22 protein-coding genes are annotated in these 16,604 nt (G+C 45.5%); 11 read left to right on the forward strand and 11 right to left on the reverse strand.

From position 1 onward, the window contains the following. Positions 1-32: 32 nt before the first annotated feature. The 4 genes from AB3G37_RS13225 to AB3G37_RS13240 form a co-directional block, all read right to left on the reverse strand. Positions 33-248 carry a hypothetical protein gene (locus AB3G37_RS13225; protein WP_369788067.1) on the reverse strand — a complete coding sequence of 72 codons (216 nt, stop codon included), beginning with the start codon at positions 246-248 and terminating at the stop codon, positions 33-35. 16 nt (positions 249-264) lie between these two features. Continuing rightward, a complete protein-coding gene (locus AB3G37_RS13230; RefSeq protein ID WP_369788068.1) occupies positions 265-1,059 on the reverse strand; it encodes a hypothetical protein in 795 nt (264 codons plus the stop codon). Positions 1,060-1,180: 121 nt separating this feature from the next. After that, positions 1,181-1,474: a hypothetical protein gene (locus tag AB3G37_RS13235; protein ID WP_369788069.1), complete on the reverse strand. Its 294-nt coding sequence runs from the start codon at positions 1,472-1,474 to the stop codon at positions 1,181-1,183. 429 nt (positions 1,475-1,903) lie between these two features. Continuing rightward, positions 1,904-2,512 (reverse strand): hypothetical protein, encoded by a 609-nt coding sequence (locus tag AB3G37_RS13240; protein ID WP_369788070.1) that lies wholly within the window; start codon positions 2,510-2,512, stop codon positions 1,904-1,906. 589 nt (positions 2,513-3,101) lie between these two features. On the opposite strand from AB3G37_RS13240, the gene AB3G37_RS13245 reads away from it, so the two are divergent. The 5 genes from AB3G37_RS13245 (at position 3,102) to AB3G37_RS13265 (ending at position 5,211) form a co-directional block, all read left to right on the forward strand. After that, positions 3,102-3,782 carry a LexA family protein gene (locus AB3G37_RS13245; RefSeq protein WP_369788071.1) on the forward strand — a complete coding sequence of 227 codons (681 nt, stop codon included), beginning with the start codon at positions 3,102-3,104 and terminating at the stop codon, positions 3,780-3,782. Positions 3,783-4,152: 370 nt separating this feature from the next. Beyond that, positions 4,153-4,419 (forward strand): hypothetical protein, encoded by a 267-nt coding sequence (locus tag AB3G37_RS13250; protein ID WP_369788072.1) that lies wholly within the window; start codon positions 4,153-4,155, stop codon positions 4,417-4,419. Positions 4,420-4,511: 92 nt separating this feature from the next. Beyond that, a complete protein-coding gene (locus AB3G37_RS13255) occupies positions 4,512-4,748 on the forward strand; it encodes a hypothetical protein (protein WP_009638066.1) in 237 nt (78 codons plus the stop codon). Positions 4,749-4,805: 57 nt separating this feature from the next. Further along, positions 4,806-5,003 carry a hypothetical protein gene (locus tag AB3G37_RS13260; protein WP_009638067.1) on the forward strand — a complete coding sequence of 66 codons (198 nt, stop codon included), beginning with the start codon at positions 4,806-4,808 and terminating at the stop codon, positions 5,001-5,003. After that, positions 4,996-5,211 carry a hypothetical protein gene (locus AB3G37_RS13265; RefSeq protein ID WP_369788073.1) on the forward strand — a complete coding sequence of 72 codons (216 nt, stop codon included), beginning with the start codon at positions 4,996-4,998 and terminating at the stop codon, positions 5,209-5,211. The genes AB3G37_RS13260 and AB3G37_RS13265 overlap by 8 nt, the downstream gene beginning before the upstream one ends. 60 nt (positions 5,212-5,271) lie before the next feature. Here the strand turns inward: AB3G37_RS13265 and AB3G37_RS13270 are convergent, their stop codons facing one another. The 4 genes from AB3G37_RS13270 to AB3G37_RS13285 all read right to left on the reverse strand — a co-directional run bounded on the left by AB3G37_RS13270 (position 5,272) and on the right by AB3G37_RS13285 (position 8,164). Beyond that, positions 5,272-5,721: a YcgN family cysteine cluster protein gene (locus AB3G37_RS13270; RefSeq protein WP_369788074.1), complete on the reverse strand. Its 450-nt coding sequence runs from the start codon at positions 5,719-5,721 to the stop codon at positions 5,272-5,274. Positions 5,722-5,858: 137 nt separating this feature from the next. Continuing rightward, entirely contained in the window at positions 5,859-6,545 is a 687-nt protein-coding gene (locus AB3G37_RS13275) for a fumarylacetoacetate hydrolase family protein (RefSeq protein WP_369788075.1), read from the reverse strand. A 12-nt stretch (positions 6,546-6,557) separates the two neighbouring features. Continuing rightward, a complete protein-coding gene (locus AB3G37_RS13280; RefSeq protein ID WP_369790957.1) occupies positions 6,558-7,751 on the reverse strand; it encodes a lytic murein transglycosylase in 1,194 nt (397 codons plus the stop codon). Between the two features lie 140 nt (positions 7,752-7,891). Further along, entirely contained in the window at positions 7,892-8,164 is a 273-nt protein-coding gene (locus AB3G37_RS13285) for a YcgL domain-containing protein (RefSeq protein ID WP_009638072.1), read from the reverse strand. 136 nt (positions 8,165-8,300) lie between these two features. On the opposite strand from AB3G37_RS13285, the gene minC reads away from it, so the two are divergent. From minC to AB3G37_RS13310, 5 genes are all read left to right on the forward strand, one after another. Then, positions 8,301-8,999, forward strand: a complete 699-nt coding sequence (gene minC, locus AB3G37_RS13290; protein WP_369788076.1) for a septum site-determining protein MinC — start codon at positions 8,301-8,303, stop codon at positions 8,997-8,999. A 58-nt stretch (positions 9,000-9,057) separates the two neighbouring features. Then, on the forward strand, positions 9,058-9,870 hold the full coding sequence (minD, locus tag AB3G37_RS13295; protein ID WP_009638074.1) for a septum site-determining protein MinD: 813 nt from the start codon (positions 9,058-9,060) through the stop codon (positions 9,868-9,870). A gap of 3 nt (positions 9,871-9,873) precedes the next feature. Continuing rightward, the gene (minE, locus tag AB3G37_RS13300; protein WP_009638075.1) at positions 9,874-10,149 is read left to right on the forward strand and encodes a cell division topological specificity factor MinE; all 276 of its coding nucleotides are present in this window, start codon (positions 9,874-9,876) and stop codon (positions 10,147-10,149) included. A 181-nt stretch (positions 10,150-10,330) separates the two neighbouring features. Then, on the forward strand, positions 10,331-10,600 hold the full coding sequence (locus AB3G37_RS13305) for a hypothetical protein (RefSeq protein ID WP_369788077.1): 270 nt from the start codon (positions 10,331-10,333) through the stop codon (positions 10,598-10,600). 503 nt (positions 10,601-11,103) lie between these two features. Then, positions 11,104-11,922, forward strand: coding sequence for a haloacid dehalogenase-like hydrolase (locus AB3G37_RS13310; RefSeq protein ID WP_019082174.1), 819 nt, complete (start codon positions 11,104-11,106; stop codon positions 11,920-11,922). Between the two features lie 160 nt (positions 11,923-12,082). Here the strand turns inward: AB3G37_RS13310 and AB3G37_RS13315 are convergent, their stop codons facing one another. From AB3G37_RS13315 to AB3G37_RS13325, 3 genes are all read right to left on the reverse strand, one after another. Continuing rightward, positions 12,083-12,838 (reverse strand): hypothetical protein, encoded by a 756-nt coding sequence (locus tag AB3G37_RS13315; protein WP_127087896.1) that lies wholly within the window; start codon positions 12,836-12,838, stop codon positions 12,083-12,085. Then, entirely contained in the window at positions 12,835-14,475 is a 1,641-nt protein-coding gene (locus tag AB3G37_RS13320; RefSeq protein WP_369788078.1) for an RNA-directed DNA polymerase, read from the reverse strand. Before AB3G37_RS13320 ends, AB3G37_RS13315 begins: the two co-directional genes overlap by 4 nt. Positions 14,476-15,006: 531 nt before the next feature. Next, on the reverse strand, positions 15,007-15,897 hold the full coding sequence (locus AB3G37_RS13325) for an AraC family transcriptional regulator (RefSeq protein ID WP_369788079.1): 891 nt from the start codon (positions 15,895-15,897) through the stop codon (positions 15,007-15,009). A 126-nt stretch (positions 15,898-16,023) separates the two neighbouring features. On the opposite strand from AB3G37_RS13325, the gene AB3G37_RS13330 reads away from it, so the two are divergent. Continuing rightward, positions 16,024-16,512 carry a hypothetical protein gene (locus AB3G37_RS13330; RefSeq protein WP_369788080.1) on the forward strand — a complete coding sequence of 163 codons (489 nt, stop codon included), beginning with the start codon at positions 16,024-16,026 and terminating at the stop codon, positions 16,510-16,512. Positions 16,513-16,604 lie beyond the last annotated feature (92 nt).

Consider the following 16,604-nt stretch of genomic DNA (forward strand, 5'->3'; position numbering starts at 1 on the left):
CAGGCGGGCTCTGGTGTTAAATGAGAGGGGTTTTATGCTGCGCGTTTAATCACATAGACAGCGAGTTCGCCAGCGAGAATGTCTTTAATTTCATCCTCATCGGTTATCTCGTCGCCGACCTGATAATCTGCAAATGCAAAGCGGGTGACCAAGATAAAGCCGAGGCTTGAAGCCACTGCTGCCGAGGATGAAGCTGCGCTTACGGGCGCAATAGTGCCTGACGCGTTAACGTCATCGGTATCTGCCATGATTACTCCTGATAATTTAGTGGGGTTGGGTGTAGTCGTTGATGCTAATAACCGGTGCCACTACCTGTGGCGCCGAGAGGGTTTGCGAGGTGGCGTAGTTCACCGAAAAAACGATGTCGCGCCGGTAAATCTGGGTGTCCCGGGAAAACATCGAGCGGGAATAAATCATAAACGCCGGCAGGTTGTCAGACAGCTGTAGATTGCTGTTTATTGACAGTCCTGAATCCAGCGCACTGCCTAAACTATCGCGCAGCGCGGTAGTTGGCGCCCAGACAGTGACCATGAACTCCTTGGTTTGTCTGCGTAGCTCGCGCGCCTGTGAACCGACTCCCCCGACTCTGGCAATAATCTCAATCGCCTGCGGTATGGAGATGACGGCATCAACGTTGCTGGCGGCAGGGATAAGCGTCGACATCGCGGTGGCAATTGTCGTCAGCGTGTCATCGGACTGCACGGCGTAGTGATACCCGGTGCCATCGACCAGAAGGTAAACGTTCTGCGGTGTCGATACCGTGCCAGAAAGCGTGACAGATGAATCACTTACCGTCGCAACGATCGTGGGGTCCCCGCTTTCCACTTCCCGATAGGGCCGCCCCAGCGCGGTGGGAATTTTTTGCTCTCCATCCAGTGGAAATACCGAGATGTGTGAGGTTCCGGCCAGAATGTCAGTATTAAGCACACTATGAACGGGCCAGCCTGCGTAAACATTGAGTGCCGTGCCGGAAATGCTGGCCGAACTCGTGCCGTTTGGGTAGACAATTGCGGCTACCTGCGCCGCAATGACATTGAGTATTTCTGATGGATCAGCCATATCAGGTTATTGCCTGCATTGCGGTTAAGCGCCATTACATGTTGTGAAGCTCGGCGCGGGAAATGACATCACGTCAATGACGTCATCAGTTGGAAATTAAATTCTGCGGGGTTCTATGGTGTTACTGGGCGGCTGAATTGTCTTTTCTGGAAGAAAGATAAGTGCGAAGCATTTCAGTACGCTTCTCGTCCTCGTTTTGTTTTGCCTTAAAAGCCTGTCGATTGCCCAGGTAGGAACCAAACGACAAAAGCGCGCCAAAGATGGCGCAAAATACGTAAATCCACTGTTCAGTGGTCAACCCTGCCGCGCTGGCCAAAGCTGTAACCGTGGCCCAATAGTGAGTCCAAAATCCGTCACCGTTTTGGTTCATCTCATTGTCTCCAACGCCAACCGTTGTTAGGTGTGCTGTAGTCATAAAAAAAGCTCACCGAGGTGAGCCTTAGAGTTGGATATTTCGCATACGTAATGAGGAGAGTGCTTTTAAATAATCGCCCTTGTTAAAGGGAGATTAAAAAGATTGTAGGGTGAGCAATAAACGTAGCCCGATTTTGCATACGAAAAAGCCTCTGCATTTCTGCAAAGGCCTCTGAATTTGTTCGGCGCTGAAGTTTTAATGAAATGCTAAAACGTAAACCGTTAATTTGTCACCGTACTTTCTATTACCGTACTTTCTATTACCGTATTGTATTTGGTGTGCTTTTAATTACTGTACTTAGATTGGCGTACTTATTTACTGCGGCTTTACTGCGGTGATTTGTTGTCGCTTTAATTTTCAAGCTTAGATGAAATATACAGCTTAATTTCTTATTTGGCAATCTTTTTTTAAATAAATTCCTAATTTATTTTAATTGTGGGTAACTTCCACCTCTAAAAGGCGCTTCATTGCAAAAAATAACTCTTCCTCCAGTATCTCTTCACACCACGTCACGCGCTTTCGGGCAGCCTGAATATCAAAGCCGGTGTGGTAGTTAATATCTTGCGCGATATTTTGGACTGTGCGGCGATCGCAATAGCGTTTAATAGCAATAGAGCGAATCGGACTATCGCGCTTAATTTCTTTATGCATCACTGATTCGACAAAAGCCGCATCCTCGGTTTCTGAAAATGAAGCGAATATGCCGTTTATCGAAGTACCAGGCAGGACTATCCCTCGCGCAACGTTGAATAGCTCTTCACCCCGATAACCCTGGCTGTAGAGATCTTTTACGACATTAATAATTCTTTCGGCCTGATCGTGGCTCCATTCGGAACGGATCATCAAGCGGCCTATCACGTTGACACAACCTGCCGGTGCATCATCGCCTCCTAAATGCTTGCCCCATAGAGACAGCATGTAGCGCGTCCACACTCGTTGAGAAGGAGTGATGGTCTTGCGACCACGACACCACACCCGGCGCAAGTCTGCTTGTTTTAAAATCATCGGCAGTGTGTAAATGGCGTCTTGCTTTCTCATTTATTTCTCCATTATTGCGAAAACTTGATGGTGACGTTGCCTCGGTGCATAAAAATACGCGGCAGATCTGTCAAGAAAGAGTGCATCAAATGATTTTTCCAAGGACGCTCAGCCAGCGACTGCTAGGCCTGGGGCGCCGAGGGTTTTCTTCAAGATACGCGGACACGCTCCAGGACAATCTGTCTGGGTTAAGTTCCCTGCGGGTCTGGATGTTGCGCGATTGATACTGGAGGATTAATTCGTCGGCTTCTGCCGAAGTGAGATCATCGTAAAAAAACCAGCTTCGTTTCATATGGCCCCCTTGGCCCATGCCTGGCGTGAAGCTTTACACTGTTGGTTTGCTCTATTGATTTGGGCTTTAACAGGGTCTTGAATTCTTTAAATTCGCTTTGCAGCGACGTAGTACATGAGGTCCGTTGTTTAAAGAGCGAGGTGGCAAGCCAGTTTTTTCCGTCGAGAAGCCTATATCTCCGGGTTGGGCTATTTTTTAATCGCAACTTCCGATATGCTAGCGGCAACCCAATCTCGTACTTTTAGTACATATTACAATTGTACTGAAAGTTTTTACAAGAGGTTTATTATCGTACTCATGGTTCGAACTGAAAAATTGCGTGAAGAATTTGCTCAGAGGCTTGCGCAAGCCTGTAAAGATGCTGGGCTCGACGAACACGGACGCGGGATGGCTTTATCCCGTGCGACAGGCCTTTCATCGAAAGGCGTCAGCAAATGGTTAAATGCCGAATCGTTACCGCGCCCCGCAGTGATGGCAGAATTGGCCAAGTTTCTAAAAGTTGACCCGGTGTGGTTACAGTTAGGAATTACTACCGGTGAAAACAGTAACGTTTCAAACTTCAGGCCATACACCCGTGGGGCAACCTATCCGGTACTCAGCAAGGTGCAGGCCGGAGCCTGGAACGAAGCCATTGAAGCCTACAGTCTTAAAGAAATCGATTTGTGGCTTGAATCAGAAGCCCATATACAAGGCGAAGGATTCTGGCTGCTGGTTGACGGCGATTCAATGACCGCGCCAATGGGCCTGAGTATTCCTGAAGGTACTTTCGTTCTCTTTGATACGGGTAAAGAAGCCACCAACGGAAAACTGGTGGTGGCTAAACTCACCGACTTTAACGAAGCGACATTCAAGAAGTTTGTGATCGACAGCGGGCAAAAATACCTTAAAGGGCTTAATCCTGCATGGCCAATGGTTCCTATCAACGGTAATTGCCGGATTATTGGCGTCGCCGTTGAGACCAAGCTTAGGCTGCTGTAATCGGCCTGTTTAAATAGTTACTACGCACCAACCCAGCCTTGTGCTGGGTTTTTTACGCCCCTGCTCTTTCATTTCACGACCTCATCCCCTCAGCAGCAATTTTCTAAAATAAATCCCTTACCATTCAAAATTTAAACCAAAAGTTCATTTTAAATTACCACATAAAGTACTAAACACCCTTGCCAATATCGTACTATTAGTTCAATATTTATTATCGAATGGGAATTGGCGACCGCATAAAGTCCCTCTAACTCAATCAGCTCTTTAGAACGGTGCATATCACACCCACGTGGCTGAAAAGCCAATCAAAATGCTAAGCAACCATTTGGTTCAGCAAGCTATTTTTCTCTACACGACCTAGGAGATCAACATGACTCGCAAGACTTCATTTAATGGAACAGCGGCCACTCGACGTCGCGAAAGCCGCCAACATTTGCAAACGCTGGCGGTTAACGACTTCAGCAAAGAATTGAATGTTACGCCGGGACGACCCAGCCGTGCCGAACTCAGCTGCAAGCGCAAACCGGTAAACCGGGTTGATAAAGCGTTGTCAGTCCGCGAGACGCGTTATTACCCCAGCGCTGACAATCTTTGCCTGCCTCAGGTCGCACTTTTCGCCGTCGCGCCTCGGAAATAGCGCGTTTCCCGTTACCGCGAACAACGACATCACACACTGAACGCCGCCTTGAGCGTTTTTTTTTCGCCTAAACAACTGATAAGGATGGAATTATGACTATCGATAATGGCGGGCAAGCCTTTGCGCGGCCCTATAGCAAAGACGACTGGCTCGAAGAGCACAACTATGCACAAGACGGTATGACTCTGCGCGACTATCTGGCAACCAACGCCATGCTGGGCGCGATTATTACGCAGGGTAGCGCGATGACTTCATCTAACTATGGCGACTTGAGTGAGGCCGCATACGCCATCGCCGATGCAATGATTACGGAAAGAAATAAGTCATAAAAAACATGGCGAGCCTCGTTGAATCGAGGCTTATTGCCGCGGGTAAAAGAGGTTTCAATGAACAAATTTGATGAGTATATGAATGAATATATTGAAGATGTTAGCGGGAGGATAATTAAGAGAAGGCATTCAATGAGCCTGCCTCGCGTTGAGTTTATCAGAGCGTTTTTTGATGATGTCTATCAACGGGGTTACGACGAAGCAATTGAAAATAAAACGATGACAGTGAAAAGCAGGAGGCAATCTCATGGCTGATATTATTGATGAAGCAACCGCTGAATTTGAGCATCATCTCAATGCAGCAATAGCTAATCGCGCTAAACCCACCCCGCCTTCCCCGATTTGCAAAAACGGCGACTGTGGTGAGAAATCTTTGGCTGGCACAAGTTATTGCTGTCGTGAGTGCAGAGAAGATCATGAGAAAGAGCTGTGGGCCAGGAATAATCGTAAGATATTCCGATGATGGCAATGGAGTTTTATAGTCACCAAATGGGCCAAACTTTAGCCCATTTTGTTTATTAATTTATCTAGCCCACTGCGGCTTGTTGAGGATGTGATCTTGCCAATCCACCACGTCGTCTTCGCGGACGGCGATATGGCGTACCGAAATACGCGCACCGTGCATCGCTGACTTGGAGTCTTTATTTAGCAGCGGATGCCACGGCAGCAGATCTTTGCCCTCACCGATAAGACGATAAGCGCAGGTAGGCGGCAGCCAATCAAACTTGGTGAGATTTTCACGAGTCAGTTTTATGCAGTCCTCTTCGAGTGCAAAGCGGTTTTCGTAGTTGCGACACTGGCAAGACTTGATGTTCAACTGGTTGCAGGCAACGTTGGTGAAGTAAATCTCGTCCGTGTCTTCATCAATTAACTTATGTAAACAGCATTGCCCGCAACCGTCGCACAGTGCTTCCCATTCTTCATCGGTCATTTCAGGCAGCGTTTTTTGCTGCCAAAAAGCGAGTTGAGACATAGTGACATCCGGTTTTAGTAAAATGAGGGTGACTATATAGACGCTTTAGCCGCGAGATGCAAGTAAAGCGGCTGAAATCCGACATTAACCGCTTTGCCTTCAGTGATATCTCAACGTCATCCAACATTATAGTCGGGTTAAATCACTCGCGTGTTTAACAGCCTGCCGTTGAGTGAAATCTCGAGACGATCGCCTGCTGCAATCGGCCCCACTCCTTTTGGCGTGCCGGTTATGACAATATCGCCAGCGCGGAGCGTGAAGAAGCGGCTCATGTAAGCAATCAACGGTAGAATCGGGGTGATCATATCGCGCGTGTTGCCCTGCTGGCGGATTTCTCCATTAACCGACAAAACAAGCTCTGCCTGTTGCGCATCGCCAAATTCCGCCGCCGATATAAATCCAGAGACCGGGCAGGAGCCGTCAAAAGCCTTGGCTTTCTCCCAGGGCTGCCCCTGCCTGATAAATCCTGACTGCAAATCTCTGAGCGTGATATCCAGCGCGACGCCGTATCCGGCAATGGCCTCAGCCACGCGCTCTTGCGTAGACTGCTTTAAGGGAGAGCCGATCAGCACCGCTAGCTCAATCTCATGATGCACCGCACCGAAGTCCTTGGGGATAGCAACTGGCTGCAAAAGATCGCACAGCGCCGTTTCCGGTTTGAGAAAAACGACCGGTTCGCTGTCCTGCTTACTGCCGATGTTTTTGATGTGATCAGCTTTGATGTGATCAGCTTTGATGTGATCAGCATAGTTATTGCCCACGCAAACCACTTTGCTTACGGGAAAATCAAGTAATGCGCCATGCCAGTCATGATGCTGATACATAATCCCTGTTCCTTATTCGCTATTTTCGGAAACGCTATTGGCAGCTCCGGCAATATCATCTGCCATCATGCCCACGCTGATAGCAAAATAGTACGAGCGATTCCAATGCATAATGGTCCTGAAGTTATCGTAAACCAAAAATGCACGTCCCTGATCGGAGTCGGGAGTAATAATCCAGGCACGTGTCACAGAAGCGGGTAAAGGTTTGCCATCGGCAGAGACAATGCCTTTTTGCTGCCAGTCACTGACGCTGCGCATCTGATCGTTCTTTAATCCAACCAGTGTGGTATCGAATCCGGTAGGTAGTTTGACCTCTTGCCCCCAACTCTGATTATTTTTCCAGCCTTCAGAGGATAAATAATTAGCGGTCGAGGCATAAACGTCAGCCGTATTATTCCAGATATCGATTTTGCCATCGCCATCGCCGTCAGCACCGTATCTCAAATAAGAGCTTGGCATAAATTGCGACTGCCCCATTGCACCGGCCCAGGAACCTTTCATCATCTCGCTGCTGGCTTTACCTTGATCAACAATAGTCAGCGCGGCTAAAAATTCTTTGGTGAAAAATGCTTCTCGACGACCTTCGAACGCCAAAGTGGCCAATGCAGAAAATACGTCGTCTTTGCCTTGTATTTTTCCGTAGCCACTTTCCATGCCCCAAAGCGCCACTACGTACTGCGGCTGAACGCCGTATTTGGCACTGACTTGCTGTAATGCCTGACTATTTTGCTGGAATAGAGACTGACCTTCCTGAATTTTCGAGTCAGACAATACCCGACGCAGGTAATCGTCGAGAGTGATTTTATTTTCCAGCTGGTTTTGATCCGAGCTGATCGCTCTGTCAATAAAGTGAATGTTGGCGAATGCGCTATCGATGGTGGTTTGGCTTATCCCCTGCTGCTGAGCTTTGGCCTTTAACTGTTCAACGTAGCCTGGGAATTCGGCCGGATTACGCCCTTGAGCTGCCAACGTAGTTTGACCGGGCTTAGGGGTGACCGCAGGAATTGTTGTAGTGTTTTTAGGAGCAAATGGATTAACCGCGCCTGCAGGGGCCTGATCCGGCCCTTGCGGCGAAGCCTGTGCCGGAGTGGGAGCCGAGCCCTGAATTTGACCCGCGGGAACAGCGGCCGCAGCCTGATTTTTATCATTGGCGCAGCTGCTTAACATGACAGCACCCATCGCCAGAGTGATAACCGATAATCTCATCCTCATCGCGTGCTTCCTTTTTTGGCAATCAATATTCCACTTAGAGATTAACCTGAAGGAGTCGGCGAATGAATGCAAGGTTCCCGCCTCTCATTTTAACAAAAGACGGGAAATGTCAGATTTACCCTAAAATAACCTGATTATTTATTGCCTGACTCAAGGTGAATATTTAATAAGCTCTCGACCGGAGGCGGTACTTGCAGGTAATAACCTGGGTCGATTAAAGCTTGTTTAACTTTTTCGATATCCGCGTGCGCCAACTTGTCACGAGTTGCAAGATTTAGCACCATTGCAAAATCCGGTTTGCCGAAACTTTTCATCAGTTCTTCAGGAACATGAGTGAAATCGTCTTTTTTTTCGACATACAGGTAGGTTTGATCACGTTTATTACTTCTATAAATTGCACAAAGCATTTTTTTAACTCTATTTTATTGGAACGGTGGCTTGCCTAGATATAGCTGTAACTATACCATGCATAACGTACATCGGAATATCGCCCCCCGTGTGGTATTCCGGGGATTTAAAGTTGCTGAGACTGAGTCAGGATAGATGTCACAATCGCCAATAGAACTAAAAGGCAGCAGTTTTACCTTATCAGTTGTGCATTTATACAGCGCACAGCCAAAGGTTATTCACCAGGCATTACAGGAAAAAGTTGAGCAAGCTCCCGATTTTCTGAAAAATGCCCCTGTTGTTATTAATGTTGCAGCCCTAACGGGGGATGCAGACTGGAAAAACATTCAACAGGCTGTCGTTTCTGCAGGCTTTCGCGTTGTAGGCATCAGTGGGTGCAAAGATGAGCAGCAAAAGCGCGCGATCGCTCTTACAGGATTACCGCTTTTAAACGAAGGTCGGGCAAAGCGCGTTATTGCAGAGCCCCCGGTACCGGTTGTGCCACCTGTTGCGGATAATGCACCTGCAAAAACGCGGATTGTCAGCACGCCAGTCCGTTCAGGCCAACAAATTTATGCCCGTAACAGCGATCTTATTGTAACCAGCAGCGTAAGCGCCGGTGCCGAGCTCATAGCCGATGGTAATATCCATATTTACGGCATGATGCGCGGTCGTGCACTGGCTGGCGCGGCGGGTGATACGAATTGTCAGATTTTTTGCACCCATCTGGGCGCTGAGTTAGTCTCAATCGCAGGTCAGTACTGGTTGAGCGATCAAATCCCATCCAACTATTTTGGACAGGCCGCGAGACTTAGCCTCCTGGATAATGTGTTAACCGTACAACCTCTATATTAAGTCCCTGCTTTCTACACGTATCGAGCAGGTACTACGACCTTTGACAAGGAATCCTTACATGGCACGCATAATTGTTGTTACATCGGGTAAAGGGGGCGTTGGCAAGACTACTTCAAGCGCAGCCATTGCTACCGGCCTTGCCCAAAAAGGCAAAAAAACCGTCGTCATAGATTTTGACATCGGTTTGCGTAATCTCGACCTGATCATGGGTTGCGAACGTCGCGTTGTGTATGATTTTGTCAATGTTATTCAGGGTGATGCAACTCTGAATCAGGCTCTTATTAAAGATAAGCGCACTGAGAACCTATACATTTTACCGGCTTCACAGACGCGCGACAAAGATGCGCTGACTCGTGAAGGCGTTGAAAAAATCTTGAACGACCTGGGTGAGATGAACTTTGACTTCATCGTTTGTGACTCACCGGCAGGTATCGAAACCGGCGCGCTGATGGCACTGTATTTTGCCGATGAAGCGGTCATTACCACTAACCCGGAAGTTTCCTCTGTTCGCGACTCCGACCGCATTCTGGGCATTTTGTCTTCAAAATCCCGCCGTGCAGAACAAGGTCTGGATCCGATCAAGGAGCATCTGCTTCTTACACGTTACAACCCAGGTCGCGTCAGCCGTGGTGACATGCTGAGCATGGAAGATGTGCTCGAGATCCTGCGCATTCCACTGGTTGGTGTTATTCCTGAAGATCAGTCCGTACTGCGTGCGTCCAACCAGGGCGAGCCAGTTATTCTGGATCAGGAATCAGACGCCGGAAAGGCATACGACGACACCGTGAGTCGTTTGCTGGGTGAGGAACGTGCGTTCCGTTTTATTGAGGAAGAGAAGAAGAGTTTTCTGAAACGCCTGTTTGGGGGATAAGCCATGGCCTTGTTAGATTTCTTTTTGTCCCGCAAAAAACCGACAGCCAATATAGCCAAGGAACGGCTACAGATCATCGTAGCCGAACGGCGTCGAGGGGACAGTGAACCCGCTTATTTGCCGGATCTGAAACGTGATATTTTAGCGGTCATCTGTAAGTACATTCAGATTGACCCTGAAATGCTCCACGTTCAGTTCGAGCAAAAAGGTGACGATATATCGGTGCTAGAGTTAAACGTTACTCTGCCCGAGACGGAATCGGAAGAACCGCCTAAATGACCGATGCCGTCTGACTGCCCCCTGTTCTCGAACGGGGGGTAATTTTACCGGTTAACGTTTATTTCTCACGCCATTACGTCTGGCGAGCCGACGCCTGTTACCTGTTTGCTTACTTTAGATTCAAAAATATTTATCACCTCATTAATGAGACGCTTGAATAACCCCTATTCAGGTATGTGAAATGATTAATGCTACCGTTTTAGCACCCTATGCCCCAACTCCGTCTTTGCCTCGTGGCGTCTGTTTTCCAATTATTGTTCCTATTATCTCCAACGATCCTAATGACCGCCTGACCCTCACCATGCTACAGACACCCGATGGGCGTCTTCGCTTACGTAACCAGTTAAAACACGCATCATTCAGCCATTATGACGTCATCATTATTGACTCAAAAGGTTGTGTTTCAGTCATGCTTGAACTGATCCTGCTTGCCGCCTCCCAGTTCGCCTGACGGCGAAGAGTAGGCCACAGGGTGGCGGAGTTAAAATACTTTGATCACCGTTGGATGATTTCCGATTTCAAAGGCTATACGGGGGGCCACCAGAAAGGCTCGCTCTTTCAGGCCATGAGGATTTGCAGTCGCCCGAGGGCGCTTCTTTCGAACTGCCGAAGCATCAAAGATTACTCTGTCATTCTGACTGGGCTAAAGCGGCGAACAACCTGAAATTAAGTATCAGAATGGTGGTTTTTTGGAAGGCAGGAGTCCGCTTTGAGCGAGGAGCGGAAGTTCACTGTTATTTGTCCAATTAGTTAGGGCATCAAAAACATCTGGTTGTTTTAATCAAAAGGAAATAGCCAGTTGGTGGAGCAGAATTTTTGACATATTGCTAAAATCTCTATTGACCGATTTTAAATCGGCATTAATATAGTTTTGATCTTTTACATCACTGCGTTGCCTCCAACCATTGCATACTATGTTCCATATTTTTGCGTTACGTTAAGAAGGTATAACCGATGAAATGTGCGTTAATTTATGATTTTGATGGAACTCTAGCAGAAGGTGATTGTGCCCAACACGGACTTATGCCCGCTTTAGGAATTGATGATGTTGCTTCTTTTTGGCAGTCCGTTAAACACCGGGCCAAGAATGATGATGGCGATGAAATATTGTCTTATCTTGGACTTCTTGCTGAGAAAGCAAGTGAGCTTGGTTCCCAAGAGTTAACTGAAGCCAACTTGAAAAAACATGGAAAATCAATCCCGTTATTCCCCGGTGTTGAAGGCTGGTTTGAGCGAATAAATGATTATGCTCAACAACACGGCTTGGAATTATATCATTACATAATTTCCAGTGGTTTAGATGCGATGATTAGAGGGACATCCATAGGCTGTAAATTCCGTGATATCTATGCATGTAAATATCATTATTCTCCTGATGGTAAATCCGTTACATGGCCAGCACAAGCAATCAATTACACTACAAAGACTCAATTTTTATTTAGAATAAATAAAGGCATTCCTAACTCATGGGATAATGCAGCCATCAATAAATTCATTGAGCCCGAAGATCGCGAGATCCCTTTCCAAAAAATGATATACTTTGGAGATGGAGACACAGACATTCCAGCAATGAAAATGGTTCGATATCAAGGTGGAGTTTCTTTGGCTGTATTTGACAATAAAAAATGGAATAATAAGACTACGCAAGAAAAAGTCGAGAAGTTAATAGCTGAAGAGAGGGCTAATTATGTTGTTCCTGCTTTGTATAACGAGGGGAGTCAATTGGATGTTACAGTAAAAGGACTGTTACAATTATTTAAGAGAAAGGGATAGCCAGTCAATGATGTCCGTTCCTGGCACAATGCTGCCTGTTGCAAGGAGCGCATGTCAGCTATGAGCGAGAAGCGGAAACTAACATATCTGTTAAAGTGGCCAAATTTAGCTATCCACTACAGGCTGCGAAGGCAAAGCACTCATACTCATTTCGTAGAATTTACTCACCTAATTTGTATGCATAATCACCCACAATTGACGAAAATAACTCCAACAACTCTAACTTAGTTCTTCCAGAAGCTGCTATGCTAACTAACTCATTGAAATTAATTTCAATATATTTGTTTGCTCTAGGGTTCAATAGAACACCTGTCTTCCACTCATCCGTACCACCCTCAATTGAGGATGAGAAACTCAATAGCCAGTAAATTAAAATCTGCCGGTAATCAGAAGACGAAAAGTTTCTATTTGTGCATTTTACTTCGATCAGCCGCTGGCCGATTGAGAAATCTCCTTGACCTTGTGCTATCCATTGAAATCCAGGAATGATGGGAGACCTAATTACATTACCATCACCCCATTCCTCACTCAAATATCTTATTGATTTTGTTAGATTAGTAGCAGTTTGATTAGCTATTTTAATCTCAATATCTGATAAATTATCGGGTAAAACTGCATCAAAATACCTTGATTGCCGAATCAGGGCGATAGACAAACACTCATTCCAATCTTCATTTTTTTCTTCAAGTATTTGCTCTGCTCTTACATAGGCAACTTCAAATAGCATAGCTGCATTTGTATCTATTCCTACCAACATACTTTCATCAATAATCGTGCAGCCGGGTATAGGTTGTGCCTCGCGATTGAGATGTGCAACGATTGCCGGTAGCAATTGTGGAAATAACAAATCACAGATGCCGGGAATATCTCGCGCTACAGTTCTAGGATCTTTGACAGGTAACCTTAAAAATCTCATTTATTCTCCGCCCCTTGGCACCAATTAATAAATATTTCACAAAATGATGTTTTTCCTTTTTGTTCAATTCCTAATGACCAAGAGTTAGGTATTGCTTTTTTTACTTGATCCCTAAAATGTTTTCCGTCATCACCAAATTTATAGGATGCGAGCCAAAGTATTCTTTGTACTTCCGGTGTCAATTTTGACCACTTATTTCTCTCAGAAACGAATGAAGGTCTATCTTTCCAATTTCTTATACAATCAAGACACGCTCTTTTAATTGTTTCAGATGAACTTTCATTTAATAAACTATGAACATAAGTAGCTCGATTATTTGTTCTAATTACTCTTAGAGAACGTAAATAATGCAAACAGTTCGCTTCTGGTAGCAGTAGATGCTCAGAGTGCACAACAATATCATCTACCATCCTATCAAGCATTTGATAGATAGAAGAATACCGCTCATCATTCCTAATGGAAATTACACCTTTAATAATTGTAGAAAATGAACTTCTAAAGGAATGTAAATTTTCTGGAGAGAGTAATGTTATACATAACTGTAATGCTAAAGCTGGCTCATGAAGTTTCAATGTTCTACTTATTTGATTAACTAAGAAAGTGTCTGGCTGACTTTTATGGATTTCTAAATCAAGTAAGGCTTGTACATTTAGTTTCTCGACAGTTTCAACTAGTTCATCATAATCAGAAACAGGATTGTCTGAATAGGGGTCAAAATGTAAGTCAATTTTTTTAAGTTTACTAGATTTATCATCATCAACAAACAATTGTGTATAAACAAAGTTTTTATAGTGTTGGGCTTTTAAAATTGTTGTTTTAGTTCTGTTTAATGACAATCCATAATCTGCCAAAGCGTTCGACAGAATTGAAATAGCACGATACGCTTCAGCTTGATCACTGGCAATAATAGTAAAATCATCCACATACCTATGCCACTTAAGTTTTGATGATGTCAAAAGTTGGTCAACTGAGGTCATTAGCAACTCTGCTAAAACTCTTGAGCATTGCCCTCCGACCGGCAAGCCAAATGATCTGCCAGCTGACAACTGACTTAACAATCTATCTATTTGAGTTGCAACTGTAGAACCCTCACCAAATAAATCATTAATACAATTCTCGATACGATGATGATAAATGTGCTCGTAAAAGCTTGATATATCTGTTTGGATGACAACAGCCCCATCATTAATTAATGCCGCATCATTAATTGTTACTTCTTTATATGCCCTCCATGACTTATCTCTATCAAATAAATTTTCACCAGTTTCTACGTAACGATATGAGTGTGCATTTGGACTTCTTTTTGATTCATTTATTTCTGCAATCGCGATAGCCAGACCATTAAGATATATATTCCAAAATGGATGTATCTTTGTAGAAATTCTAAAGCCGCTTGCACCAGTTGGCGAAAGCAATCTCTCCGAGTAAACCTGAATTCCATTCAAAGTATTTCTTGCATTTGTTTTGCCATCTTTCTCAAGCCTTTCAAAGAAGTCAAAAGCCATATTTGCTATCTGCGTCTTTGAATCTGAAATGAAAACTGTATCGATATCAAAAGGCAACATGTCATTGTCGCCATGAGCGCCAATATCTTCAATAGCTCTTATAAAGTGTTCAAGTTTCACTGTATTCATCATCCCCACCGACTCATTAATTGCATTTATATTCAGATATAAAAAGTTAACTTATGACAAGATTCATTAATAGGCAAGTTCTTATTACCCTTGAAAATAAAAAGTACTTTTCCTGATTAAAATCCAATACCACTTCAGATAGATTGATTGTTACAATGGTAATAATTTACTTTGTGTATTATTTTAAAATGTATTTTATAAAGGGAATCATTTTAAAACTTAAGTATGGTAGCCCACTGAATGAAGCAACTGTATCTCAGAGCGCGTACAGTCAAGAATCCTCGCTAGCGGTGATGGCGGGCGACAACTTTTGACAACTCACTCCCATCACCTGCTGACTAAACTGTTCCCGGTTGATTAACACATTGTGATGTCAGCAATGTCCGCTACTGGCACACAGCAGACTGTCATGTCCGTTTAAGAAACAGGGTTAACGTAGGTTATTTAATGAGACGGCCCCTCGCTCCTTCCCGGCACTATGCTGAGGATCGTCACGGGTAGGCTGTTTAGCGCAGAAAGTTTACCCGACCAAAGCTAATCGAATTTCTGACTAATATCCTCTCGAGGGGAACGGCCAAAATAAGCTTTGTATGCCCGGCTGAAGGACGCTTCGGATTCATAGCCAACGGCAAAACCTACCTTACCTATGCGGCTATCTTTTTTTGAAAGCATGGCTTTCGCCAGGCTGAGTCGCCATTCATTTTGATAGCGCAGCGGTGAACGTCCAACCAGCCTATTAAAACGTTCGCAAAAACCGGATCGAGACATTCCAGCTAACGAAGCAAGTGCATCAATGCGCCATTGTTGACCGGGTTTTTCGTGGATGGCTTTGAGTGTGCGGGCAATGTTTTCATCAGACAGGCCTCCAAGCCATCCTGAAGCAGAGCCCTGCTGGACCCATGTTCTTAGGATTCGAATAACGACGAGATCTATCAAACGAGAAACCATCAATGCGCCACCTGGCTGCGAGTCGTTAGCCTCTAATAACATAAAGTGAAGTATGCCTTCTGCCCAAGTAGCCGCCTCGGCCTGTTTGATATGGATCAGATTGGGCATTGCAAACAGCATCGCTTGAAAACTGCTGGCATCGAACCAAAATCGACAAATAACTACCAGCGCATTCCCCTCACTCATGATGATATTTATCGATGCCGAATCATGAGGAAGCAATACAATATCGCCCTGACTGATTGTCACTTGCTGGCCATCAATACCCTCTATCTGCATCTCGCCGCATCGAAGCACGCAGACATGGGCACTTTTTGCATCCAATTCAAGCCGTTCACCAAGCGCCAGTGTCGAAGAGTAGACACGATCCCCAGTGAGGCGAATTTGGGCCAATACCTGTGAGAGAAGATCCCCTGAGGCGAGCCCGTCCAGACTCATCTCTGGAAGAATGGTCAAATTTTCGAGTAATTCGGTCATGTTGGTCCCACTAGGGTTCTGATAGCTTAAGCATCGTAATCTTAACGCTTCAACGCTGTCATTACTGACACATTACAGCGACGAAGCTTATCTCTTTCAACAGATCTCTCAAACAGGAATCGTCGCATGTTCGGAATAACTCCGCTGGGTTGGGTACACACATTAGGAAGCCTACCCGCCGTACCATTGGCCGCTTATATGTTCATCAAACATGGCCGCATAGTTCCTCGCTCAAAGGCGGGCGTGGCCTACTTCTTCAGCATGTTAATTGGCTGTTGCACCGTTTTTCTGGTGGCACATCAGCCCATAAGTCCGGTAATTGGTGCCGCCACTCTCCTACTGTTACTCGCAGGATACATCGTAGGTTTCATCCCCTGGAAAGGGCAAGCGGGCTTATACCTGGAAACCATTATCCTGAGTCTGACCGTATTTTTTCTGATGGTCCCGACAGTATCTGAAACATTGCGAAGAGTGCCTGACAGCCACCCTATTGTGACCAACCCACAATCTCCTTTGCTCAGCGGTATTCTCGGGTTTATTGCCCTCGCTCTGGTAGTTGGCGTGACAGCACAAGTATTTCATATAAGGAAACGAAGCAGGTCCGTTGCCCGGTAACCCATTGACCTCAACGCTAGACGCATTAAATACTTGATGTTCCCTTAAAGTTGACGCTAACATAGGAACCAATCAGTTTCTAATTATGCGAT

The organism is Rouxiella sp. WC2420, assembly GCF_041200025.1.
Classification (GTDB): Bacteria; Pseudomonadota; Gammaproteobacteria; order Enterobacterales; family Enterobacteriaceae; genus Rouxiella.